The organism is Gemmiger sp. (assembly GCF_036306485.1).
Classification (GTDB): Bacteria; Bacillota; Clostridia; order Oscillospirales; family Ruminococcaceae; genus Gemmiger.
Genome location: NZ_JAXJZK010000005.1, coordinates 1 through 20,000 on the forward strand (window position 1 = coordinate 1; position 20,000 = coordinate 20,000).

Genomic DNA, 20,000 nt, shown 5'->3' on the forward strand with positions numbered 1-20,000 from the left:
GACTATGTCGTTCCGCCCAAAATGTTCTTCTCCATGATTAAGAAACCGGCTGTGAGTATTCGTGCGAACAGAATGGAATTTAGTATGTCAGCGATCCGGCTGTTTGAGGGAGTACAGCACGTCCTTCCTATGCTCAGTGAGAATAAAAAGCGAATGGTTGTGGCCATCTGTGCGGAAGAAGAAATCTCTTCGATTGAATGGGCAAGACTAAAGAAAGATAAGTGGGTCAACCGTTCTATATCCTGCCCGGAATATGTCCAGAGCATTTATAAGATGATGAACTGGAACAAGGAGTGTCGGTACAAGATCTATGGACGGCTTGCCAATTCTGAGCGAGGGCTGGTTCTGGTATTTGATCTTGCATCCGCTGTTATGTTTGATCCGCTGCCGGAGGAGTACTTTGACAAGCACACCGGCAAAATGAAGAAACGCATTGTTAAATATTATCCTGATGAGATCCGCATGAAGTTGGGCAGGAGTTATTCGGATTATGAAGCCCTTCAGCAACGAAGCAGCTTCGAATCACTATCCGGATACATGGACACCAGCGGAGGCGCTGTTCCCGCTACGGTTTCTGAAGAGTTGGCTGCTTCCATCAGTATGCAGGAGCAGGAGAAGAAACGGGAGACTTTGTTTGGCACGATTATTGGAAATGGAGGTGACGATGATGTCCGAAACAACGAATGAGGATAGAATGTACCCAATCGAAATGACGCTGCAAGGCGCTCGCTGCTGTATCAGCATCGGCAAGGGCGTTATAAAAGCCTTGGGAAAGCCGAGCCATGTCTCAATTAAAATTTCAGATAGCCATGATTCTTTGAGCGTTTTCCCTTGTGATGAGGATGATGTGATGGCTTTCCGAGTTCCGCTGAAACTGTTCACCGATCACAGATGCGTCATGAGGATCAACAGCAAGCAATTTGTTCATGGAATCATGCGGACAAACCAGATGGACACTTCAAAGACATATGTTTTATCCGGCGAGTTTCTGGAAGAGAAGAATACAGCAGTATTCTCGTTAGTTGAGGGCGTCAGTCTTCGTACTCAAAAAGGGATGGCGCAGTCATGAACGATTTCGTCAGAGAGTTTTTTGAGGATCAGCCTGAATTACTCAGGCGATATGAACGCAACGAGGCACGATATATCTTGCAGCTTCCGAAGAACTACGATACAATTAGCATTGACTTTGGAATTGATAAGAATGAGATGAAGCGGCTGGTGATTGCCCTTGCCGAGCTTGATCTGACCATTGATGAATGGCTTTGCTTTAAGATGAAAGAGCTGATTCTGGCCGACAGACTATCCAAGGAAAACAGAGGCGAAGAATAAGGGATTATGCGCTACTATGTTATCTCCGATGTTCACGGATACTATACGCAGATGAAGTCTGCTTTGGAAAAGGCAGGCTTCTTTTCCGATACAACTCCTCATAAGTTAATCATGCTCGGAGATTTATTTGATCGAGGGCATGAGGCGAAACAGCTTCAGCAGTTCATATTGGAGCAGATGGAGCAAGACAAGATAATTCTCATTCGTGGAAACCATGAAGACCTATTTGTGGAGCTTGTGACCACGGATGCAGGGATGCCATATAGCTATCACAAATCAAACGGAACTTATGATACTGCACTCCAGTTAACGGGCTTTGATCCAGTGATGGCATCTATACGCCATTATGATTTTGCCGATGCAGCGAAAGACACACCGTTTTACAAAGAGATTATCCCAGCGATGCTTGATTACTTTGAGACGGAACACTATGTTTTCACGCATGGCTGGATACCAAGCATTCCGAACAGGGATAAAAGCTACAGCTATATTTCTTCTTGGAGAGAAGCAGACCGTGAGCAATGGAATCAAGCAAGATGGTTCAATGGCATGGATGCAGTACAGACCGCAGATGAGAATAAGACCATTGTTTGCGGACACTGGCATACTTCGTATGGCCATAGCAAATACGAACACAAGGGGACCGAGTTTGGAGAAGATGCGGACTTCTCTCCCTATTATGGTCCCGGAATTATTGCCATAGATGCCTGTACAGCGTTCAGTGGAAAGGTAAATTGTCTTGTGATAGAGGATTAACGGCGTGGCGTAGTACGGGATTGAACTTTGCATATCCGTTTATAACCACGCTTTAGACTGGCACAATATAAAGAGTGAATGTAAGCAGAGTATTGAAGTTTTTTTCTGGATTCCTTACGGGACGACCTGAAACCCATTGAAATTCTGAGATTCTACTGTTATAATATTAACTACAATCTTTCGGAGGTGCGAAAGGTTGGAGTTGCACCACATACACCACTTGGAGCACCACTATGGTGTATGCTTTCAGCAGGGAAATGTACAGAGTTATCACACACGGGAAAATGTGACCTGTAAGCAAAGCACAGTATTAACAGGGCTTCTACACAGCTATTCCATGTGAGGAATCTTATCCCGACGATGAAGCCCATCGATCAGTGATTCCGCCGCAGATATTTAAAAAATTTGAGGGTTCCCGCCATGGGAACCCTCCTTTTTGTTTGTCCGTTTGTGTGCAATGTACGGACAAGTGTACTGATAACATAAAAATCATGCTGATAATTTTTTTATTATTTGGCGCTTTTGTCAATATGCACAGACGGAAAAAGCGGCTATAATAAGAGCCAGAAAAAGCAGAGACGCTTCGGCAGCAAGATGCCGGCGTCCCTGCTTTTTCTGGTTTTAGGCTGGTTTTATTCCTCCGGTTTATTTAGGTACCGGTAAATTGTGGGGACCGAAACCAAAAGCTGCGCCGCGATTTCAGCAACGGCGCCCTTCATCATCAGAATGCCGCTCTCATTCAGCCGGTGCACGACGCGCACCTTCTCCTGGCGGGTCATCTTGGCCGGAGAAACACCGCTCTGCGCGATGATTTCCGCAATCCTGGCGTGCATCAGATCCGCCACCGGATTGTCCAGATGTTCCGCGTACTCACTTTGTGCGGGGGTGCACAGGTTGAACTGTTCGAGCAAAGCCTGCAAGGCAAACCCGGCCTCCTTGGCCAGGGAGAGATCCTTGTTGATGCAGAGCAGACCGATCAGACGATTTTCGTTTTTGATGTAATAGGTCGAGGACAGAAACTCGCCGGTTTTGCTCAGGCCCTTGTAGTTGGTCAGATATGGGTCGTGGGTGTAGGATTCCTTCTCCTGCAGTTCGAGGGCCAGATCGGTCATCGGTCCTCCGAGCTGACGCCCCGAGACCCCGTTGCTGATCGCGATGATGGAGTGTTGGGGGGTGGTTACGTCGTGAATGACGATTTCGCATCCCGGTCCGCAGACCTCAGCCAGAAAGGGCACAAAGTCCACAAAGACCTGCAATCGTTCCTGATCCGTCACACAAATTCCCTCTGTCTCTCTTGGATTTTCAGGGCGGAAGCCGCCGCTGAGTGATATTCAAAATCAGTATAGTGGTTTTTGGGCGTTTTTGCAACTGTCTTTTGGTCTGGCGTCTGCAGAAAATACGGTGATCCCCGCGGATCACCGGACAAATCTTCACATTATCGGGAGTGATCTCATATGGAAAAATCCGTTGTTTACACTTCGGCTGCACCGGCAGCTGTGGGACCGTATTCCCAGGCCATTGCGGCGGGGGACCTGATCTTTCTGTCGGGTCAGCTGCCGCTTGACCCCGAGACCGGGCGGTTCCCCAGCGAGGATGTGGCAGAACAGACCGCGCAGTCGCTGCAGAATATCCGGGCGGTGCTGGCCCAGGCCGGCCTGACCCTGGACGCCGTGGTCAAGACCACCGTCCTTCTGCAGGACATCGCGGACTTCGACGCCATGAACAAGGTGTACGCCAGCTTTTTCACCACGGATTGCCCGGCACGCTCGGCGTTTCAGGTCGCCGCGCTGCCCAAGGGCGCCAAGGTGGAAATCGAGGCCGTCGCGGTGCGCTGAGCCGCCCGACGACGGAAGGCCGTTTATCATAGGGAAGTGAAACAGGAGGTATTTCTCATGGAAGAAAAGGGGAAAAAACTTGGCCTGTGGAATATCATAGGTCTGGGACTTGGCGGCGCCATCGGAACCGGTATTTTCGTTCTGCTGGGTTCCGGCATCGCCTATACAGGACGCTCCATCATGCTGGTTGTGGCTGTGGGCTGCTTCTTCATGCTGCTGGCCTACTGGTACAACCTGGCAATGCCCAACATGTTTGTGCTCAAGGGCGGTGACTACAGCATGAAGGTCATGCTGTTCAACCCGCTGATGAGCGGCGTCAGTGCCTGGATGACCATCGTCGGTTCCTTCGCGATGGCCAGCTACGCGATCGCCATTGCGGATTATCTGGCCATCGTGCTGCCAGTGCTCAAAGCGTACCAGAGTCCGGTCGCTTTCATCATCATGACGCTCTTCTTTATCAGCACGATCCGCGGGTCCCGTTTCCTGACCTTGCTGGAAAACATCGTGACCATTGTTCTGGTGATTGCACTGGGCCTCTTCGTCGCCTTCGGCATTCCCCAGGTGGATGCCGCCGCCTTCTTCTCCAACGCTGACAACGGATTTTTCCATGGCGGTTTTTCCGGCTTCGTGGCCGCGATTGCGGTGATGGGCTGGGCCTGCCAGGGCACCACGATGGCCCCCATCTCGATGGCGGCCGTCACCAAGAACCCCAAGCGCACCATCCCGCTCGGCATTGTCATCATCACCATCCTGCTGGCTGTGATCTACGCCGGTATGGCTTATGTCGCCGGCGGCGTGCTGCCCTATGACCAGATCGCCGGCGCCAACATCAGCGTGACCGCCGAAGCCATCTTCCCCAACGGTCTGTACCTCTTCTTCGTCGTGGGCGGCGGCATCGGCGCCATCGCCAGCTCTCTGCTGGGCGGCCTGGGCATGTACCGCTACCCGCTGATGCAGATTGCTAACGACGGCTGGCTGCCTGCCTGCTTCAAGAAAACCACCAAGAGCGGTTATCCGTACCTGACCTACCTGGTATTCTACATTCTCAGTGTTTTCCCGATCGTCACCGGTATGAGCCTCGATGCGGCGGTCTCCCAGGTCATGATCCCCACCATGCTGATCAACATTTACATGAACCTGGCCAGCATCTCGCTGCCCAAGAAGTACCCCGAACAGTGGGCCAAGCGCAGCCTGCGGATTCCTCTCTGGTTCTACAATGTCTGCTGCGTGCTCGGTGCGTTCTGCGCCGGCGCGGTGGCCTACAACCTGTTTGTGGAACTGACCTTCCGTGATGCGGCTGTCACCGTCGTGATCGTCGCCGCCCTCGTCATCCTGTCGGTGCTGCGGATCAAGCAGGGCGCCGTCAAGGCCGAGGATCTGGCCGCCAAGCGCGCCGAAGTCATTGCCGAAGCCCTCGTGGATTCTCAGGAGGACGAGCAGGAACAGCCCGGCTATGCGTTCGCCGGTGTCGCGGGTCAACCCGTCAAACAATCTGTAAAGGAGTAACAGGTATGAAATACGATTTCACTTCCATCATGGACCGCCATGGCAAAGATGCCATCGCGGTGGACGGTCTGGGCACCATGCCCGGTTTCACTCCCAACGCCCCCAAGCTGGGATTTGACGCCATCCCGATGTGGGTGGCCGACATGAACTTCCCGACCGTGCCCACCATCCCCCAGGCGATCATCGAGCGTGCCCAGCACCCCGCCTACGGATATTTCAGCCCCACGCCGGACTACTTCCAGGAGATCATCCAGTGGCATGTCCGCCGCAACGGCGCAGACCCCAAGCTGCTGACCAAGGACTGCATCGGGTATGAGAACGGCGTTCTGGGCGGCGTGGTCTCGGCTCTGACCAGCTTTGCCGCCCCCGGCGATGCGGTGCTGCTGCACAGCCCCACCTATATCGGCTTTACGATGTCGGTGGAAAACAACGGCTACAAGATCGTCCACAGCCCGCTGGTCAAGGACGAAAACGGTGTCTGGCGGATGGACTACGAGGATATGGACGCCAAACTCAAGGCCAACAACATCCATGTGGCGATCTTCTGTTCCCCCCACAACCCCTGCGGCCGTGTCTGGGAGCGCTGGGAAATCGAGAAGGCGATGGAAGTCTACAAAGCCAATGACTGCCTGGTCATCTCGGATGAAATCTGGTCCGACATCATCCTCAACGGCCACAAGCACATCCCCACCCAGCTGGTCAGCGAGGACGCCCGCAACCGCACCGTTGCGGTGTACGCACCCAGCAAGACCTTCAACCTGGCCGGCCTCGTGGGCAGCTACCATATCATCTACAACAAGTACCTGCGGGACCGTGTCGTTGCCAAGAGCAGCAAGCCGCATTACAACGACATGAACGTCCTGTCCATGCACGCCCTGATCGGCGCCTACAAGCCGGAAGGCTATGAATGGGTGGACGAGCTGTGCGAGACGCTGAGCGGCAACATCAACTTTGCCTGCGACTACATCCGGGATCACTTTGACGGGGTGGAAGTCAGCAAGCCGGAAGGCACCTACATGCTCTTCCTGGACTGCACCAAGTGGTGCGAGGCCCACGGCGTCGGCATTGAGGAACTGGAGCACATGGGCTGGGATGTCGGCGTTGCCTGGCAGGATGGCCGGATGTTCCACGGCCCCTGCGCGATCCGGATGAACCTGGCCCTGCCGCTCTCCCGGGTGAAGGAAGCCTTTGAACGGCTGGACAAGTACGTTTTCAACCGTGACCCCGACATGAAAGAGCCGGAACAGCAGGTGCTGGCCGTGGGGGACACGATGCCGGACTTCACCTACCGCACCCCCTTCGCCGAGGGTGAGACGCTGACCGCAGCGCTGCACAAGGCCAAAAAGACCGCGCTGCTGTTCCTGCGCTACTACGGCTGTACGCTGTGTCAGTACGACATCCAGCAGCTGGCCGCCCACTATGCTGAGCTGACCGCCAATGGCGGCCAGGTGCTGGTGGTGCTGCAGTCCGACCCCGCCGTGGTGGCCGGACAGCTGCAGCCCGACACGCTGCCCTTTGAGATCATCTGCGATCCCAAGGCCGAGCTGTACATCCGGTTCGCGGTCCAGCCCGCCGAGTCGCTGCAGGCGATGGCCGATGAAAAGACGATGGCCAAGATTGCCAAGGCGACCGAGGCCGGTCTGAAGCATGGCAAGTACGAGGGCTGGGAACTCCAGCTGCCCGCCGCCTTCGTCATGGATGCCGACGGCAAGCTGACCTATGCACACTACGGCAAGAGCGCCGGCGACATCCCCGACGTCGAAGAACTCAAACAACTCCTCTCCTGATCCGTTTACGGATCGATCTCTCACACTCCAAAAGCAGAACAGGCGCCCCGCTTAAGGCGGAGCGCCTGTTCTGCTTTTTACAGTTTGTACTGTTTGCGGTACTGGGAGGGCGTCATGCCGTAATCCTTCTTGAAGAGCTTGACAAAATAGTTGGAGTCGTCAATCCCGATTTTCTCGCTCACCTTCTGGATGGAAAGGTTGGTGGTCAGCAGCAGCCGCCGGGCCTGCCGGGTCCGGATTCTGCGCAGATAGTCGGTGGGGGTCTGGCCGGTCTCGCGGTGGAAGGTGCTGGTCAGGTAATTCGGTGAGACATGGAACTCCTCGGCCAGCTGTGCCACCGTGATGCCCTCGTCATACTCGTGTTCCATATAATAGATCACACTGGAAATCAGGTGACTGTATCCCTGTTCGTTGTGGGCCTTGACCTCCTCGCAGAAGGCGATGACCATTTTTTCCTTCTCGGCATAGATCTGGTCAATCGTTTTGGCCTTTTTGGTGGCGATGGTGTTGGCCCGGGACAGCATGTCGATCGAGAGGGTGGGCAGTCCGGTGCGGACCGCCGCAATCCGCACCATCGTGCGCACAATAGCTGCCGCAATGCGCTCATTCTCCAGCGTGGTGCCCAGCTTCTTGAAGGACTGGAACCCCCGCTGCAGGTGCTGGAGCTGGACAAGGGCGCTCTCGGAATCGCCGGTCTGGATGCTGTGCATGAACTGCTGCTCCGCCGAATAGTGTTCGCAGATGAACTGGGAATACTGCTGCCGGATCGTGGTTTCGTCGGATTTGACATACCCCTCCGACACCGAGGCATAGTCGATGGTATGGAAGTGGTACTCCCGGTCGCTGATCAGCTTGATCAGCGAGGTGGTGATGTGGAACACGCTGCTGAAATTCATCAGCGGGAACCGGTCCCGGTAGGACAGCAGACTGTCATACAGGCCGGCCGACAGGGTCAGCTTTTTGAGCAGCTGCATACAGTCCCCGCGGGAAAAGATATGCGTGCAGAACGGGCCGAGCAGCACCGATTGCCCGTCCCAGCAAAAGATGATAAAATCAATCTGAAACTGATCCTGAATATAGACGACGTCACCTTCCTGCATGGAATCCGAGAGTTTGCGCAGATCCTCCGCGCGGAAGAATTGCTGGACAGGGTGCAGCATGTTCTCCCGGCAGAACCGTTCGTAGTCTTCGGCGGTGGACAGCGCCTGGACAGTCAGTCCGAAGATGCTCTCGATCAGCTCTCTGGCGACAGGGAAAGCATTCTCCATAATTTTTCTCCTGCAAAGTGAAATCCTTCTATTTAAGACAATATCATTCTATCATATCGGGCGGGAAAATGATAGTATCTTAACAAAGATGCTGGCAAATGGAAACATTGCATGCAAAAGGAGAATGAAAAATGGAAAAGGAGAAAACAAAATTCGGCATCAAAGACCAGGTGGGGTATGTGTTCGGCGACCTCGCCGGCAGCATGGTCAATCTGTACATTGATATGTACATTCTGACCTTCTGTACCTACGTCCTCGGCATTGATGCAAGATGGATGGCAGGTCTGTTCCTGTTCGCCAAGATCTGGGATGCCATCAATGACCCGCTGATCGGTTCACTGCCCGACCGGTTCATGATTGGCAAATCCGGCAACCGCTTCAAGCCCTATATCAAGATTGCCATGTTCCCGCTGGCACTCTCGGTGCTGATGTGCTTTGCCAATGTGTCCAGCTGGCCTTCCTTCATGAAACACGCCTGGGTGGCCGTTGCCTACATCATCTACGGCATGAGCTACACCGGCACCTCGATGCCGTACGGCGCCATGGCGTCTGCCATCACCCGCAACCCGCAGGAGCGCACCAAGCTGTCCCGTGCCAGAAGCCTGGGCGGCACCGCCGTCGGCGTTCTGTTCCTGCCCCTTGTCCCCATGGTGATCTGGAACGAAGACCAGTCCGCGAAACCCGAAGGCTTCTTCATGATGGCGGTCATCTCCTGCGTGGCCTGCCTGGTGTTCTACACGATCCTGCTGGCCTGCACGACGGAGCGGTACCAGACCGTTTCCAAGACCCCGTCCCAGAACGGCGGCGAAAACTACAAGTTCTTTGACGTTCTGCGCAATGCCGTGTGCAACCGTCCGCTGATCGGCGTCATGATCGCTTCGCTGGGCAACTCCATCGCCTCCGCGTCGATGGGCTCCATGTCCAGCTACCTCTACAAGGAATACTACCATGCTCCGCGTATGATGGCCCTGACTTCCCCGCTGAGCATTCCGATCCTGCTGATCTGCTTCCCGCTGATCCCGAAACTGGCCCAGAAATTCGGCAAGCGCACCGTCATCCTGCTGAGCGTTGTCTACAACTTCGTCTTCTCGATGTGCCTGTTCCTCTTCCCGATCAGCAACCCCTACGTCTACATGATTCTGTCCACCGTGGCCAACGCCGGCCAGACCGCCTTCATGATGCTGATCTGGTCCTTCGTCACCGACTGCATCGACTATCAGGAATACAAGACCAACCAGCGTGCGGACGGCACCCTCTACTCCATCTACACCTTCAGCCGTAAGATTGCGGCTTCTGTCACCCACAGCGGCGCAACCTACCTGCTGGCGCTGGTCGGCTTTGTCTCCGGCGCCCAGATGCAGGCTGCCGGTGTCGGCGAGGGCATCCGCAACATTGCCACCGTCATGCCGGCCATTGCCTGTGTCGTGGAAGTGCTGGGCATCGGCCTGATCTACAACCTGAACAAGAACAAGACCGAGCAGGTCTATCAGGAACTGCAGCGCCGCTATGCGGAGGAGACCAAGTGATGGACTGGAACGAAAAGATTCTCCGGACAAACTGCGGACTTCTGCGCGGTCTGCAGGCCGAGGGCCAGGAAAAATACCTCGGCATCCGCTATGCGACGGCGGGCCGGTGGGAATACCCCACCGAGGTGACCGGCTGGGAGGGCGTCTATGACGCCACCCATTACGGGGATGCCTGCATGCAGCTGCGGGCCCTGCGCGAGGAGGACAAGAACGCCTTCTATTATAAGGAATTCCGGCAGGGCGAAACCTACCATTACAGCGAAGACTGCTTCTATCTGAACATCTGGAAACCCGCAGACTGCGTCAAGGCGCCGGTGATCTTCTATATTCACGGCGGCGCCTTCCAGGGCGGCTGCGGCCACGAAAAGCACTTTGACGGCAAGAAGTATGCCGAGCGCGGCATCATCTTTGTGACCTGCAATTACCGTCTGGGACCCTTCGGGTTCTGCGCAATGCCGGAACTGGCCGAGCGGGACGGATTTACCGGAAACTACGGTCTGTTCGATCAGCTGACGGCGTTCCACTGGGTCCGCCACAACATCGAGTGCTTTGGCGGCGACCCGGACAACATCACCCTGATGGGCCAGTCTGCCGGCGCCATGAGCATTCAGCAGCTCTGCGCCTCGCCGCTGGCCAGGGACGAGATCGCCAAGGTCATCATGACGAGCGGCGGCGGCATCAGCGATGCCTTCGGCACCTATATCCCCGCCGAGCAGGCCTATCCGTTCTGGAAGGACGTGACCTCCCGGCTGGGCGGCGGTCTGGACGACTGGTGCAAGGCGGATGCCCGCACCCTGCTGACCACGATGATGGAAACCGCACGCCAGTATGAAAATGCCATCCAGTACTTCTCTCCGGTGCTGGACGGCCGGCTGATCTGCTGCGATGCCCAGTCGGTGCTCCGCGACGGCAGACAGGCGAAGGTGCCCTACCTCATGGGCACCACCAAGGACGATATGCAGCCCGATGTCCTGGCCAGAATGGCGCGGGAATGGACGGTCCTGCAGTCCGAGCAGGGGAAGTGCCCGTCCTACTGCTTCTGGTTCGGCAGAAATCTGCCGGGAGACGATCAGGGCGCCTGGCACTCCAGCGAACTGTGGTACACCATCGGAATGCTGGAAAACAGCTGGCGCCCCATGACCGAGTGGGACCATGCCATTTCGGACCGGTTCCTCTCGTACTTTTCCAATTTTGCCGCAACGGGTGATCCCAACGGCGGCACTCTGCCGGTCTGGCAGCCGACGACCACGATGGACGATCCGATCATGGTGATTGATGACCGGAAATTCGAGATGGAGCGTCATCCGCTGCAGCCGATTTCGTAACAACAGGACATGGCGGCGCCGGTATCCGGCTCTGCCGTGAAGGAGGATACCGAATGCAAGACATCTGTTTGGGATGGAAGTTCAAAAAACTGCCCGAGAGGGATATCCTTACCATGACATCGGTGGAGGAGATTGAGGACAGCGGATGGGAGACCGTGGACCTGCCGCATACCTGGTACCGGGACGGCGGCGCCTACAAGGGCACGGTGATCTACCGCAAGTGCCTGACCATCGGGGCGGACAGCACCAGGCGGGTGTTCCTGCGGTTCGGTGCGGCGGACCGGCTGTGCAAGGTCTTCGTCAACGGTCAGTATGTTGGCCAGCACGAGGGCGGCTATGCCGCGTTTGCCTTTGAGATCACAAAATTCTGCCGGTGGGGGGAGGAGAACGAGATCTCCGTCCTGCTGGACAACCGCAGCTTTGACCGGATTTCTCCGCTGGCCGGCGATTTCACGGTGTTCGGCGGCCTGTACCGGGCGGTGTCTCTCTGCATCACCGGCAAGAGCTGCTTTGACCGGACCTTCTTCGGCACCGAGGGCGTGATTCTCAAGGCGTCGGTGTCGGACGGCACCGGCAAAATCGCCATCGAGACCCATACCCTTGACTGCGACAATGCCCGGATCACCTACCTGGTCCGGGATGCGGCGGGCAGCACCGTGCTGGAACAGACCGGTCCGCTGCAGAGCCGCACCGAACTGACCATCCCGCACCCCGCCCTGTGGAACGGCAAAAAGGCGCCGGCCCTCTACACGCTGCAGGCGACGCTGCTGGTGGACGGCACCCCCTGCGATGAAACGCAACTCCGCTTCGGTTTCCGGACGGTGGCAGCCGACCCGCAGCACGGCTTCTTCCTCAACGGCGAACACCTCAAACTCCACGGTGTGGCCAAGCACCAGGATTTCGACGGCGTCTTCTGCGCCACCGGGGAGGAGCATCAGCGGCAGGACCTGCAGACCATTCTCGAGATCGGCGCCAACGCCGTGCGCCTGTCCCACTATCAGCATCCGCAGCGGATGTATGATCTGTGTGACGAGGCCGGCCTGGTGGTCTGGGCGGAAATTCCGATGCTCAAGTTCCTGGACAGCAAGGAACTGTTCGACAATGCCGTCCAGCAGATGAAGGAACTGATCTATCAGAACCTGCATCACCCCTCCATCTGCTTCTGGGGCATCCAGAACGAGATCGCCATGTTCGGCGAGAGCGAGCCCATGTATGACCGGATGCAGGAACTTGGCGAGATGGTCCGCCGGATGGACGAGACCCGCCTGAGTGCCTGCGCCAACCTGTTCTGCGTCAAGAATGACAGCAAGCTCAACACCCATACCCAGGTTGTCGGCTACAACATCTATTTCGGCTGGTATTACGGCCAGATGGAGGACAATGCCGCGTTTGTCGATCAGTTCCATCAGGATAACCCCGACATTCCGCTGGGCATCACCGAGTACGGTGTGGACTGCAACCTGGCATACCATTCCTATGAGCCGAAGGTCAGGGACTACTCCGAGGAGTTCCAGGCCCTGTACCATGAGACGGTGTATCCGATCTTCCGGCAGCGGGACTATCTGTGGGGCAGCTTTGTCTGGAATCTGTTCGATTTCAGCAGCGAGATCCGCAACGAGGGCGGCGTCCGCTACAAGAACTGCAAGGGACTTGTCACCTATGACCGCAAGACCCGCAAGGATGCCTTCTATTATTACAAGGCCCAGTGGTCCGACGAACCCTTTGTGAAGATCGCCGAAAGCCGCTTTGTCAACCGCGAACGCAAGCAGATCACCGTCAAGGTCTACTCCAACCAGCCCGCCGTCACCCTGACCGTCAACGGGACGACCCGCACGCTGACCTCGGATACCGGCGTCTTCCGGTTTGAAGAGGTGGCACTGCAGCCCGGGGAAAACCGGGTCATCGCCCAGGCCGGCGCACTGTCCGACGAGGCGGTTTTCCGCGGCGTCGAGCAGAAGGACACGAGCTATGTGTATGTCGACCAGAACCCCGGCATCAATGTGAAGAACTGGTTCGTCGATGCGGTGGAGGAAGAAAAGATGTTCCCGACCGGCATGTTCTCCATCCGGGATGCCAGCGGCACGATCGTGGACTGTGAGGAAGCCATCGCCGCCGTGGAGAAGTTCTCCAAGAAGCTCGCGGACCAGATGAAGGAACGCCGCGGCATGATGCCGCTCGAGCGGATTCTCAACTACATGAAGGATGAGTTCTCCGAGGAGGACTGCAAGCGCCTCAATGCGGCGCTGACGAAAGTCAAAAAACCGTAAGTTCCCCCAGCACCCCCTTCCGCCCGGACAGTCAGCGTCCCGGCGGAAGGGCAGGGGAGTTGTTTCCGAAATCCCCCGATCAGGAATTCCTGCCGGTATTCCTGGAGCCGGGACCGCCTGCGCGGTCCCGGCTTTTTTGTGTGAACAGAACGCAGAGGAAAGTATTTCCATCTTGTGTGAAAATGTTGTGAAATGTCGACCTGCATGCTATAATGAGGCCAAAATTCACCAGAGGAGGTACACGATGAAAGACCAACATTCCGCGCTGCCGGCTGCGCTGCGGTGGAGTGCGGCGCTGCTGCTCGTGCTGGCGGCGCTGCTGTTCCGCCCGACGGCTGCACACGCCGAGGAATACCCCGATGTCATGCTCGGGGCGTTCTGGACCAGCGATGCCGACGTCAGCGATCTGCTTTACTTATCGGTGGACGGCAAGAACTTCTACAAACTCACGACCGCCTACCAGGATGCCACCCCCGACGACCCCAATTCCCTGTGGATGGATGTCCCGGTCAGCTGGAAGGTCGGCACCCTGCATGACCCGGGCCTGATGTACCGCAACGGCTATTTCTGGATGAACACCAGTTACAGCCAGACCGATACCTCCGACCCCAATCACTGGAAGCTGACCTACATCCCGATGATCGGCTACTCCAAGGATCTGGTCAACTGGAGCTATGCCAACAGCGGCAGCGACACCAATGTGCCGGTGCCCGACACCCCGCCGGGAATGGAACAGCTCAAGGCGCACGGCGCCACCGGCTTTGATGTCGGCGCGCCGGATATGCTGCAGGAGGATGACGGCAGTGTCTGGATCATCACCTGCTTCGGCTACTTTGCGATGTTCCACGGCGATGATCCCCAGAACGACATCATGCGCCCCTACCTCGTCAAGGTGCGCAGCATTGACCCCGGCATCGAGAACCCCGTCAATGACCCCACCAAGCCGCCCGCCAATGTGGTGTATGAGCCGGCCAAACCGATCAACCTGCCCATCGACTGTGACAACCTGATCGACGGCTCGCTGTACAAGGAGGACGGGAAATACTACCTGATCATCAAGAAGGACGGCATCACCAACATGCTGTGGCGCATTGATGATCTGAACAACTGCAGCGACCCCAACGCCTGGACGCTGATCTGCGACAATGTCCAGACCGGCTTCGAGGGCCCGAGCCTGACCAAGTTCGGCGACCGCTACTATGTCTTTATGGACAAGCTGCGCGGCTGGCCGGATTCCTCCGACCAGGACACCGGCATCTGGGTCTGCGCCTCCGATACGCAGTACGATGCGGGCTGGAACCCCGCCCACAGCGAGGACAAGGACATGATGCTCTGGGGCCAGCCCTACAAGATCCGCGCCGTCGATGAGTACGGCAACGAGATCACGACACGGCACGGTGCGGTCATCACGGTGACCGACCCCCAGGCCAAGAAGCTCATCTGGGATCTCTACCGTTCCAAATACCGCAGTGATCCGGTCTGCGAGAGCTTCCCGACGCTCAACGGCTGGGTGCGCAAGAGCTTTACCGAGTATGTCTGGTACGAGAACGGGTTCCGCCAGGGCCTGACCGGCCGCGGCAAGGAGATCTATGACCCCGCCTCCGATGCCTGGTACTGGCTGGACGCCGTGCAGAACGGTGCCCGGGCGGTCTCCAAGGACGTGTACCAGGAGTCCGAGGGCGGCGCCTGGGCGGACCGTGCCGACGGTACCGGCAAATGGGTGCGCTACGACTGGCAGGGCCACATGGTCAAGGGCTGGAACGGCAGCTACTACTTTGACCCGATCTACGGCACAATGGCCAAGGGCTATGCCACCATCGACGGCAGCGAATTCTATTTCAACACCGCGACGGGCGTCAAGGAACGGGATTTGGGCAGCGTGCCCTCCTTCGGCTGGAAGACCATCGACGGCGGTGACTACTGGTACGAAAACGGTATCCGTCAGGGGTACAGCCTGGATACCAGCTACCGCGGCAAGGAAATCTATGACCCCTCCTCGGACGGCTGGTACTGGCTGGACAATGTGGACGGCGGCAAGAAAGCGGTCTCCAAGGATGTCTACCAGGAGACCAAGGCCGGCGACTGGGCGGACCGCCCGGACGGCACCGGCAAGTGGGTGCGCTACGACGCCAACGGCCGGATGATCAAGGGCTGGAGCGCCGACGGACTGTATTACTTCGATCCGTTCTACGGCACGATGGCCAAGGGAACCGTGACCATCGACGGCCAGACCTGTACGTTTGATTCCGCTACCGGACGCCGGATTGCCTGATCCGCCGCCCGGGACCAAGCTCCCGACCCCCGGCGGGCCGGGAGCTTTGCTTTCCCGCGGATTGCACAGACGAAAAAGAATTTACAAGTCAGATTTTGTGAAAATCTTGTGGAAATTTATGCCGTATGCTATAATAAAACCAGTTTGCGCCGGCCCTCTGCCTGTTTTGCAGGGCAGAACCCCCGCTCCGGGCGCGCTGCGCCGGCGCAGAAACGTTATAACCAAGCGGTCCTGACCGCAAAGAAGGAGGAAATGTCCGATTATGCAGAAAAAGCAGATCACAGCCCTTGTGCTGGCCATGGCCATGGCGGCTGCCACAGCCCTGCCGGTCCTGGCCGAAGAGCCTGCGGCCGATGCCGCCGATGTCAACGCTGCTGCGGCGCTCTCTGCGGAGGCCACGCCGGAGCCGGAACAGACGCCGGCCGCGGACCCGACCGCAGAACCCACCGCCGAACCGACGGCTGAGCCCACGGCGGAACCGACCGCTGCGCCCACCGCCGAACCCACGGCGGAGCCGACCGCGGAACCCACCGCCAAGCCGACCGCCGAGCCGACGGCAGAACCCACCGCCGCTCCCACCGAGGAGCCGCAGGAGGTCCAGAATGCCGAGACCTTCGACGCGACCCCCCAGTACGGCTGGTACTACGAGAACGGCAACGCCTACTGGTACGAGAACGGTGTCCGGCAGGGCACAACGGGCCGCGGCAAGGAAATCTATGATCCCTCTTCCAACGCCTGGTACTGGCTGGACGCGATCTACAACGGTGCCAAGGCCGTCAACAAGGAAGTGTACATGGATTCCAACGGCGGCAAGTGGGTCCGCTACGACGAGCAGGGGCATATGATCAAGGGTTGGTACACCGTCCCGGGCACCTCCCAGACCTACTACTATGACATGATCACCGGCGCCATGCAGAAGGGCAACGTCCGTACCCAGACGATGAACGCCTACGGTCAGCTCGTTGCCGATGCCTACGGCTGGTTTGACGAATGGACCGGCGTCGGCATCAACCTGCAGTGGCGCAGCATCAACGGCGGCGATTACTGGTACGAGAACGGCCGCCGTCAGGGCTTCGAGCCCTCCCAGCCCAACTACCGCGGCAAGGAGATCTACGATCCCAACTCCAACGCCTGGTACTGGCTGGACAACAACGCCGAAGGCAAGAAGGCCGTCAACAAGGACGTCTATCAGGAGTCCAAGAGCGATGACGCCGGCAACATCGGCAAGTGGGTGCGCTACGACGCCCAGGGCCATATGATCAAGGGCTGGAACATCAAGGACGGCAACAAGTACTTCTTTGATTATACCTACGGCACGATGGCCAAGGGCAAGAAGTACATCGTGGACAACGGTGTGGGCAGCTGGTATTACTTCGATACCAACACCGGCATCATGTTCAAGGGCCTGTTCAACGACAACGGCAACCTGTACTACTACGACAAGGACACCGGCAAGATGCTCCACGGCTGGGGCAGCAATGCCGAGGGCAAGACCATCCATGCCGATGACTACTCCGGCATCCTGGACCGCAATGTCAGCAAGTACATCGGCGGTGCCTACTGCACCTTCGATTCCAACGGCGTGCTGGTCTCCGTCGAGGAGGACACCACCCGCTTCCGTGAGATCCGCCGCAGCAACTACTATGCCGACGGTTCCCTGATGAACACGACGGTCATCTACTACGACAGCTACGGCCGCATCACGGGCGGCAACCGCAAGGATGCTGCCGGCAATGTCCAGGTCACCGATACCTACAAGTACGAGGATCAGGGCATGATCACCAGCCACCTGCATCAGGAGCTGGATTCCAACTACACCTTCGAGTACCGTTACAGCTACAAGAACAGCAACTTCAACCGCATTGAGCTGTATCTGCGCGGCGCCAGCCAGCCGGTTGCCTACCTGCAGGCCCAGAAGTGGGACAGCAAGGGCAACGTCACGACCTTCTGGGAGTACCGTGCTTCGGACAACAAGGTTCTGTCCGTTGTGAACCTGTCCTACGGCAGCTTCAAGAACTGCCCCACCAAGATGACGGTCACCAACAGCAGCGGCAAGATCATCCGCACCGATACCTGGACCTATGACGGCAACGGCAAGGTCACCAGCTGGAAGGGCACCCGCAGCGAATACCGTGATCTGGACATCTTCTGCATGGGCGTTCCGTTCTTTGACCGCCACTGCGAGAAGTTCCGCTTTGAGGATCAGGTCGGCAGCGCCGAGATGACCTTCAAGTATGAGGAAGTCACCGAGTACAAGCGCAACGGCCGCCGGCAGTACTACTCGCTGTTCGATGATCCCATCGTCAGCGACGACAACCGCCGCGAAACCACCACCTACACCGATGGCGGTTCCAAGCGTTACTCCTCCGTGATCGAGTATCAGCGTTTCTGAGGATTCTATCCTTACCCCGGCAGGGCATCCCCCCGCCGGGGCTTTTTTTCGCCGTTTTCACCGCCAGGGTGCCGCGATGGCCGCCGATGCGGCAATTTCCCCTTGTCATATCCGCGAAGGTTCGCTATAATATTTCCATTGCTGTTTCTTAACAGCGGCTTATTACAAAGGGAGGAACTGTATTGTGAATCGTGAATCATTCGGTTCCCGGCTGGGATTCCTGCTTGTCAGTGCAGGATGTGCCATCGGAATCGGCAATGTCTGGCGCTTTCCCACGGTGGCAGGCCAGAACGGCGGCGGCGTTTTTGTGCTGTTCTATCTGCTGTTCCTGGTGCTGATGGGAGCACCGGTCCTGACCATGGAGCTTGCGGTCGGCCGCGCCGGACACGGCAGCGCCGCCACGGCCTACAAGGCCCTGGAACCCAAGGGAAGCAAATGGCATCTGCACGGCTGGATCTGCCTGCTGGGCTGCTGCGCACTGATGATGTACTACACCACCGTCAGCGGCTGGATGCTGGATTACTTTTTCAAGTTTGCGGCGGGCACCTTCTCGGGCCTCGGCTCGGAGGAAGTGGCCGGAATCTTCAACGGCATGCTGGCCAATCCCTGGGAGCAGGGCGGCTGGATGGCCATTACCGTCCTGGTGGGCTTTATGATCTGCAGCCGCGGCCTGCAGAACGGCCTGGAGCGCATCGACAAGGTCATGATGTGCGCCCTGATCATCCTGATCGTCGTGCTGGTGGTCCGCAGCGTCACGCTGCCCGGCGCGGCGGAGGGCCTGTCCTTCTATCTGCTGCCCGACTGGGACCGCGCCATGGAAGTCGGCCTGGGCTCGGTGATTGTGGCGGCCATGAACCAGTCCTTCTTCACGCTCAGCCTCGGCATCGGCGCCATGGAAATCTTCGGCAGCTATATGAGCCGCAAGTACACCCTGTCCGGTGAGGCGCTGCGCATCTGCGCGCTGGATACCTTCGTGGCCCTCTGCGCCGGCCTGATCATCTTCCCGGCCTGCTTCTCCTTCGGCATCAGTCCGGACAGCGGCCCCAGCCTGATCTTCATCACGCTGCCCAACGTCTTTGCGGGCATGGCGGGCGGCCGGCTGTGGGGCGCGCTCTTCTTCCTCTTCATGACCTTCGCCAGCTTCTCGACGGTGATTGCGGTGTTCGAGAACATCCTGGCCTGCATGATGGAAAACTTCGGCATGACCCGCCGTCGCGCGTCCATCATCGGCACCGTTGTGATCCTGCTGGCCAGCATTCCCTGCGTGCTGGGCTTCAACATCTGGTCGGCCATCCAGCCGCTCGGCGCCGGGTCCACGGTCCTGGACGGCGAGGACTTCCTGGTCAGCAACCTGCTGCTGCCCATCGGCAGTCTGATCTATCTGCTGTTCTGTGTGACCCGCTGGGGCTGGGGCTTTGACAAGTACTTTGCCGAGGCCAACACCGGCGAGGGCCTCAAGCTGCCCCGTCATCTCCGGTTCTATCTGACCTTCCTGCTGCCCATCTTCATTGTGGTGATCCTGGTTCAGGGTCTGCTCTGATCGCAGCGGATTCCCGCCCTCTGCAAACCGCCTAAAAACCGGCTATGCGGGGGCGGGATTTTTTACTCCGAAAATTGTTAAGAATGTGTCAATTCCCCCTTGCGCAATCCGGCCTTTGTGCGTATAATAAAAGCAAGGCATCGGGAGTTTCGGCTCCGCGACGCAAAGACCAAAACGAAGTATCAAATACCGAGAGG

15 protein-coding genes are annotated in these 20,000 nt (G+C 57.5%); 13 read left to right on the top strand and 2 right to left on the bottom strand.

Annotated elements, in window-relative coordinates; translation table 11 throughout:
* The 4 genes from U0L91_RS00475 to U0L91_RS00490 all read left to right on the top strand — a co-directional run.
* A partial coding sequence (locus U0L91_RS00475; protein ID WP_330043930.1) for a hypothetical protein occupies positions 1-687 on the top strand: 687 nt, incomplete at its 5' end.
* A gap of 7 nt (positions 688-694) precedes the next feature.
* A complete protein-coding gene (locus U0L91_RS00480; RefSeq protein ID WP_330043932.1) occupies positions 695-1,069 on the top strand; it encodes a hypothetical protein in 375 nt (124 codons plus the stop codon).
* Complete coding sequence (locus U0L91_RS00485) at positions 1,066-1,329, top strand: hypothetical protein (RefSeq protein WP_294614700.1); 264 nt, start codon at positions 1,066-1,068, stop codon at positions 1,327-1,329. Before U0L91_RS00480 ends, U0L91_RS00485 begins: the two co-directional genes overlap by 4 nt.
* 6 nt (positions 1,330-1,335) lie before the next feature.
* Positions 1,336-2,085, top strand: a complete 750-nt coding sequence (locus U0L91_RS00490) for a metallophosphoesterase (RefSeq protein WP_330043935.1) — start codon at positions 1,336-1,338, stop codon at positions 2,083-2,085.
* Between the two features lie 632 nt (positions 2,086-2,717).
* Here U0L91_RS00490 and U0L91_RS00495 read toward each other — a convergent pair.
* Positions 2,718-3,359 carry a helix-turn-helix transcriptional regulator gene (locus U0L91_RS00495; RefSeq protein ID WP_330043937.1) on the bottom strand — a complete coding sequence of 214 codons (642 nt, stop codon included), beginning with the start codon at positions 3,357-3,359 and terminating at the stop codon, positions 2,718-2,720.
* Positions 3,360-3,539: 180 nt separating this feature from the next.
* Between U0L91_RS00495 and U0L91_RS00500 the strand changes: the two genes are divergently transcribed.
* Genes U0L91_RS00500 through U0L91_RS00510 form a run of 3 tightly spaced genes read left to right on the top strand, consistent with a single transcriptional unit; the run spans position 3,540 to position 7,213 of the window.
* Positions 3,540-3,920, top strand: a complete 381-nt coding sequence (locus U0L91_RS00500; RefSeq protein ID WP_330043939.1) for a RidA family protein — start codon at positions 3,540-3,542, stop codon at positions 3,918-3,920.
* A gap of 57 nt (positions 3,921-3,977) precedes the next feature.
* Entirely contained in the window at positions 3,978-5,426 is a 1,449-nt protein-coding gene (locus tag U0L91_RS00505) for an APC family permease (RefSeq protein WP_330043940.1), read from the top strand.
* A 5-nt stretch (positions 5,427-5,431) separates the two neighbouring features.
* Positions 5,432-7,213, top strand: coding sequence for an aminotransferase class I/II-fold pyridoxal phosphate-dependent enzyme (locus tag U0L91_RS00510; protein WP_481804509.1), 1,782 nt, complete (start codon positions 5,432-5,434; stop codon positions 7,211-7,213).
* A 77-nt stretch (positions 7,214-7,290) separates the two neighbouring features.
* Here the strand turns inward: U0L91_RS00510 and U0L91_RS00520 are convergent, their stop codons facing one another.
* Positions 7,291-8,481, bottom strand: a complete 1,191-nt coding sequence (locus tag U0L91_RS00520) for a helix-turn-helix transcriptional regulator (RefSeq protein WP_330043942.1) — start codon at positions 8,479-8,481, stop codon at positions 7,291-7,293.
* A 131-nt stretch (positions 8,482-8,612) separates the two neighbouring features.
* On the opposite strand from U0L91_RS00520, the gene U0L91_RS00525 reads away from it, so the two are divergent.
* The 6 genes from U0L91_RS00525 (at position 8,613) to U0L91_RS00550 (ending at position 19,803) form a co-directional block, all read left to right on the top strand.
* Positions 8,613-10,007, top strand: a complete 1,395-nt coding sequence (locus U0L91_RS00525) for an MFS transporter (protein ID WP_330043944.1) — start codon at positions 8,613-8,615, stop codon at positions 10,005-10,007.
* Positions 10,007-11,332: a carboxylesterase/lipase family protein gene (locus tag U0L91_RS00530; RefSeq protein WP_330043946.1), complete on the top strand. Its 1,326-nt coding sequence runs from the start codon at positions 10,007-10,009 to the stop codon at positions 11,330-11,332. The genes U0L91_RS00525 and U0L91_RS00530 overlap by 1 nt, the downstream gene beginning before the upstream one ends.
* A gap of 53 nt (positions 11,333-11,385) precedes the next feature.
* Positions 11,386-13,599, top strand: coding sequence for a glycoside hydrolase family 2 protein (locus U0L91_RS00535; protein WP_330043948.1), 2,214 nt, complete (start codon positions 11,386-11,388; stop codon positions 13,597-13,599).
* A 244-nt stretch (positions 13,600-13,843) separates the two neighbouring features.
* Positions 13,844-15,871, top strand: a complete 2,028-nt coding sequence (locus U0L91_RS00540) for a hypothetical protein (RefSeq protein WP_330043949.1) — start codon at positions 13,844-13,846, stop codon at positions 15,869-15,871.
* A 262-nt stretch (positions 15,872-16,133) separates the two neighbouring features.
* Complete coding sequence (locus U0L91_RS00545; RefSeq protein ID WP_330043951.1) at positions 16,134-18,263, top strand: PT domain-containing protein; 2,130 nt, start codon at positions 16,134-16,136, stop codon at positions 18,261-18,263.
* A gap of 184 nt (positions 18,264-18,447) precedes the next feature.
* Positions 18,448-19,803: a sodium-dependent transporter gene (locus U0L91_RS00550; RefSeq protein WP_330043953.1), complete on the top strand. Its 1,356-nt coding sequence runs from the start codon at positions 18,448-18,450 to the stop codon at positions 19,801-19,803.
* Positions 19,804-20,000: the final 197 nt, after the last annotated feature.

Bases quoted from the DNA above. Each gene is read 5' to 3' on its own strand.
- U0L91_RS00480 (WP_330043932.1), top strand. From the start codon at position 695: ATGTACCCAATCGAAATGACGCTGCAAGGCGCTCGCTGCTGTATCAGC.
- U0L91_RS00485 (WP_294614700.1), top strand. From the start codon at position 1,066: ATGAACGATTTCGTCAGAGAGTTTTTTGAGGATCAGCCTGAATTACTC.
- U0L91_RS00490 (WP_330043935.1), top strand. From the start codon at position 1,336: ATGCGCTACTATGTTATCTCCGATGTTCACGGATACTATACGCAGATG.
- U0L91_RS00500 (WP_330043939.1), top strand. From the start codon at position 3,540: ATGGAAAAATCCGTTGTTTACACTTCGGCTGCACCGGCAGCTGTGGGA.
- U0L91_RS00505 (WP_330043940.1), top strand. From the start codon at position 3,978: ATGGAAGAAAAGGGGAAAAAACTTGGCCTGTGGAATATCATAGGTCTG.
- U0L91_RS00510 (WP_481804509.1), top strand. From the start codon at position 5,432: ATGAAATACGATTTCACTTCCATCATGGACCGCCATGGCAAAGATGCC.
- U0L91_RS00520 (WP_330043942.1), bottom strand. From the start codon at position 8,481: ATGGAGAATGCTTTCCCTGTCGCCAGAGAGCTGATCGAGAGCATCTTC.
- U0L91_RS00525 (WP_330043944.1), top strand. From the start codon at position 8,613: ATGGAAAAGGAGAAAACAAAATTCGGCATCAAAGACCAGGTGGGGTAT.
- U0L91_RS00530 (WP_330043946.1), top strand. From the start codon at position 10,007: ATGGACTGGAACGAAAAGATTCTCCGGACAAACTGCGGACTTCTGCGC.
- U0L91_RS00535 (WP_330043948.1), top strand. From the start codon at position 11,386: ATGCAAGACATCTGTTTGGGATGGAAGTTCAAAAAACTGCCCGAGAGG.
- U0L91_RS00540 (WP_330043949.1), top strand. From the start codon at position 13,844: ATGAAAGACCAACATTCCGCGCTGCCGGCTGCGCTGCGGTGGAGTGCG.
- U0L91_RS00545 (WP_330043951.1), top strand. From the start codon at position 16,134: ATGCAGAAAAAGCAGATCACAGCCCTTGTGCTGGCCATGGCCATGGCG.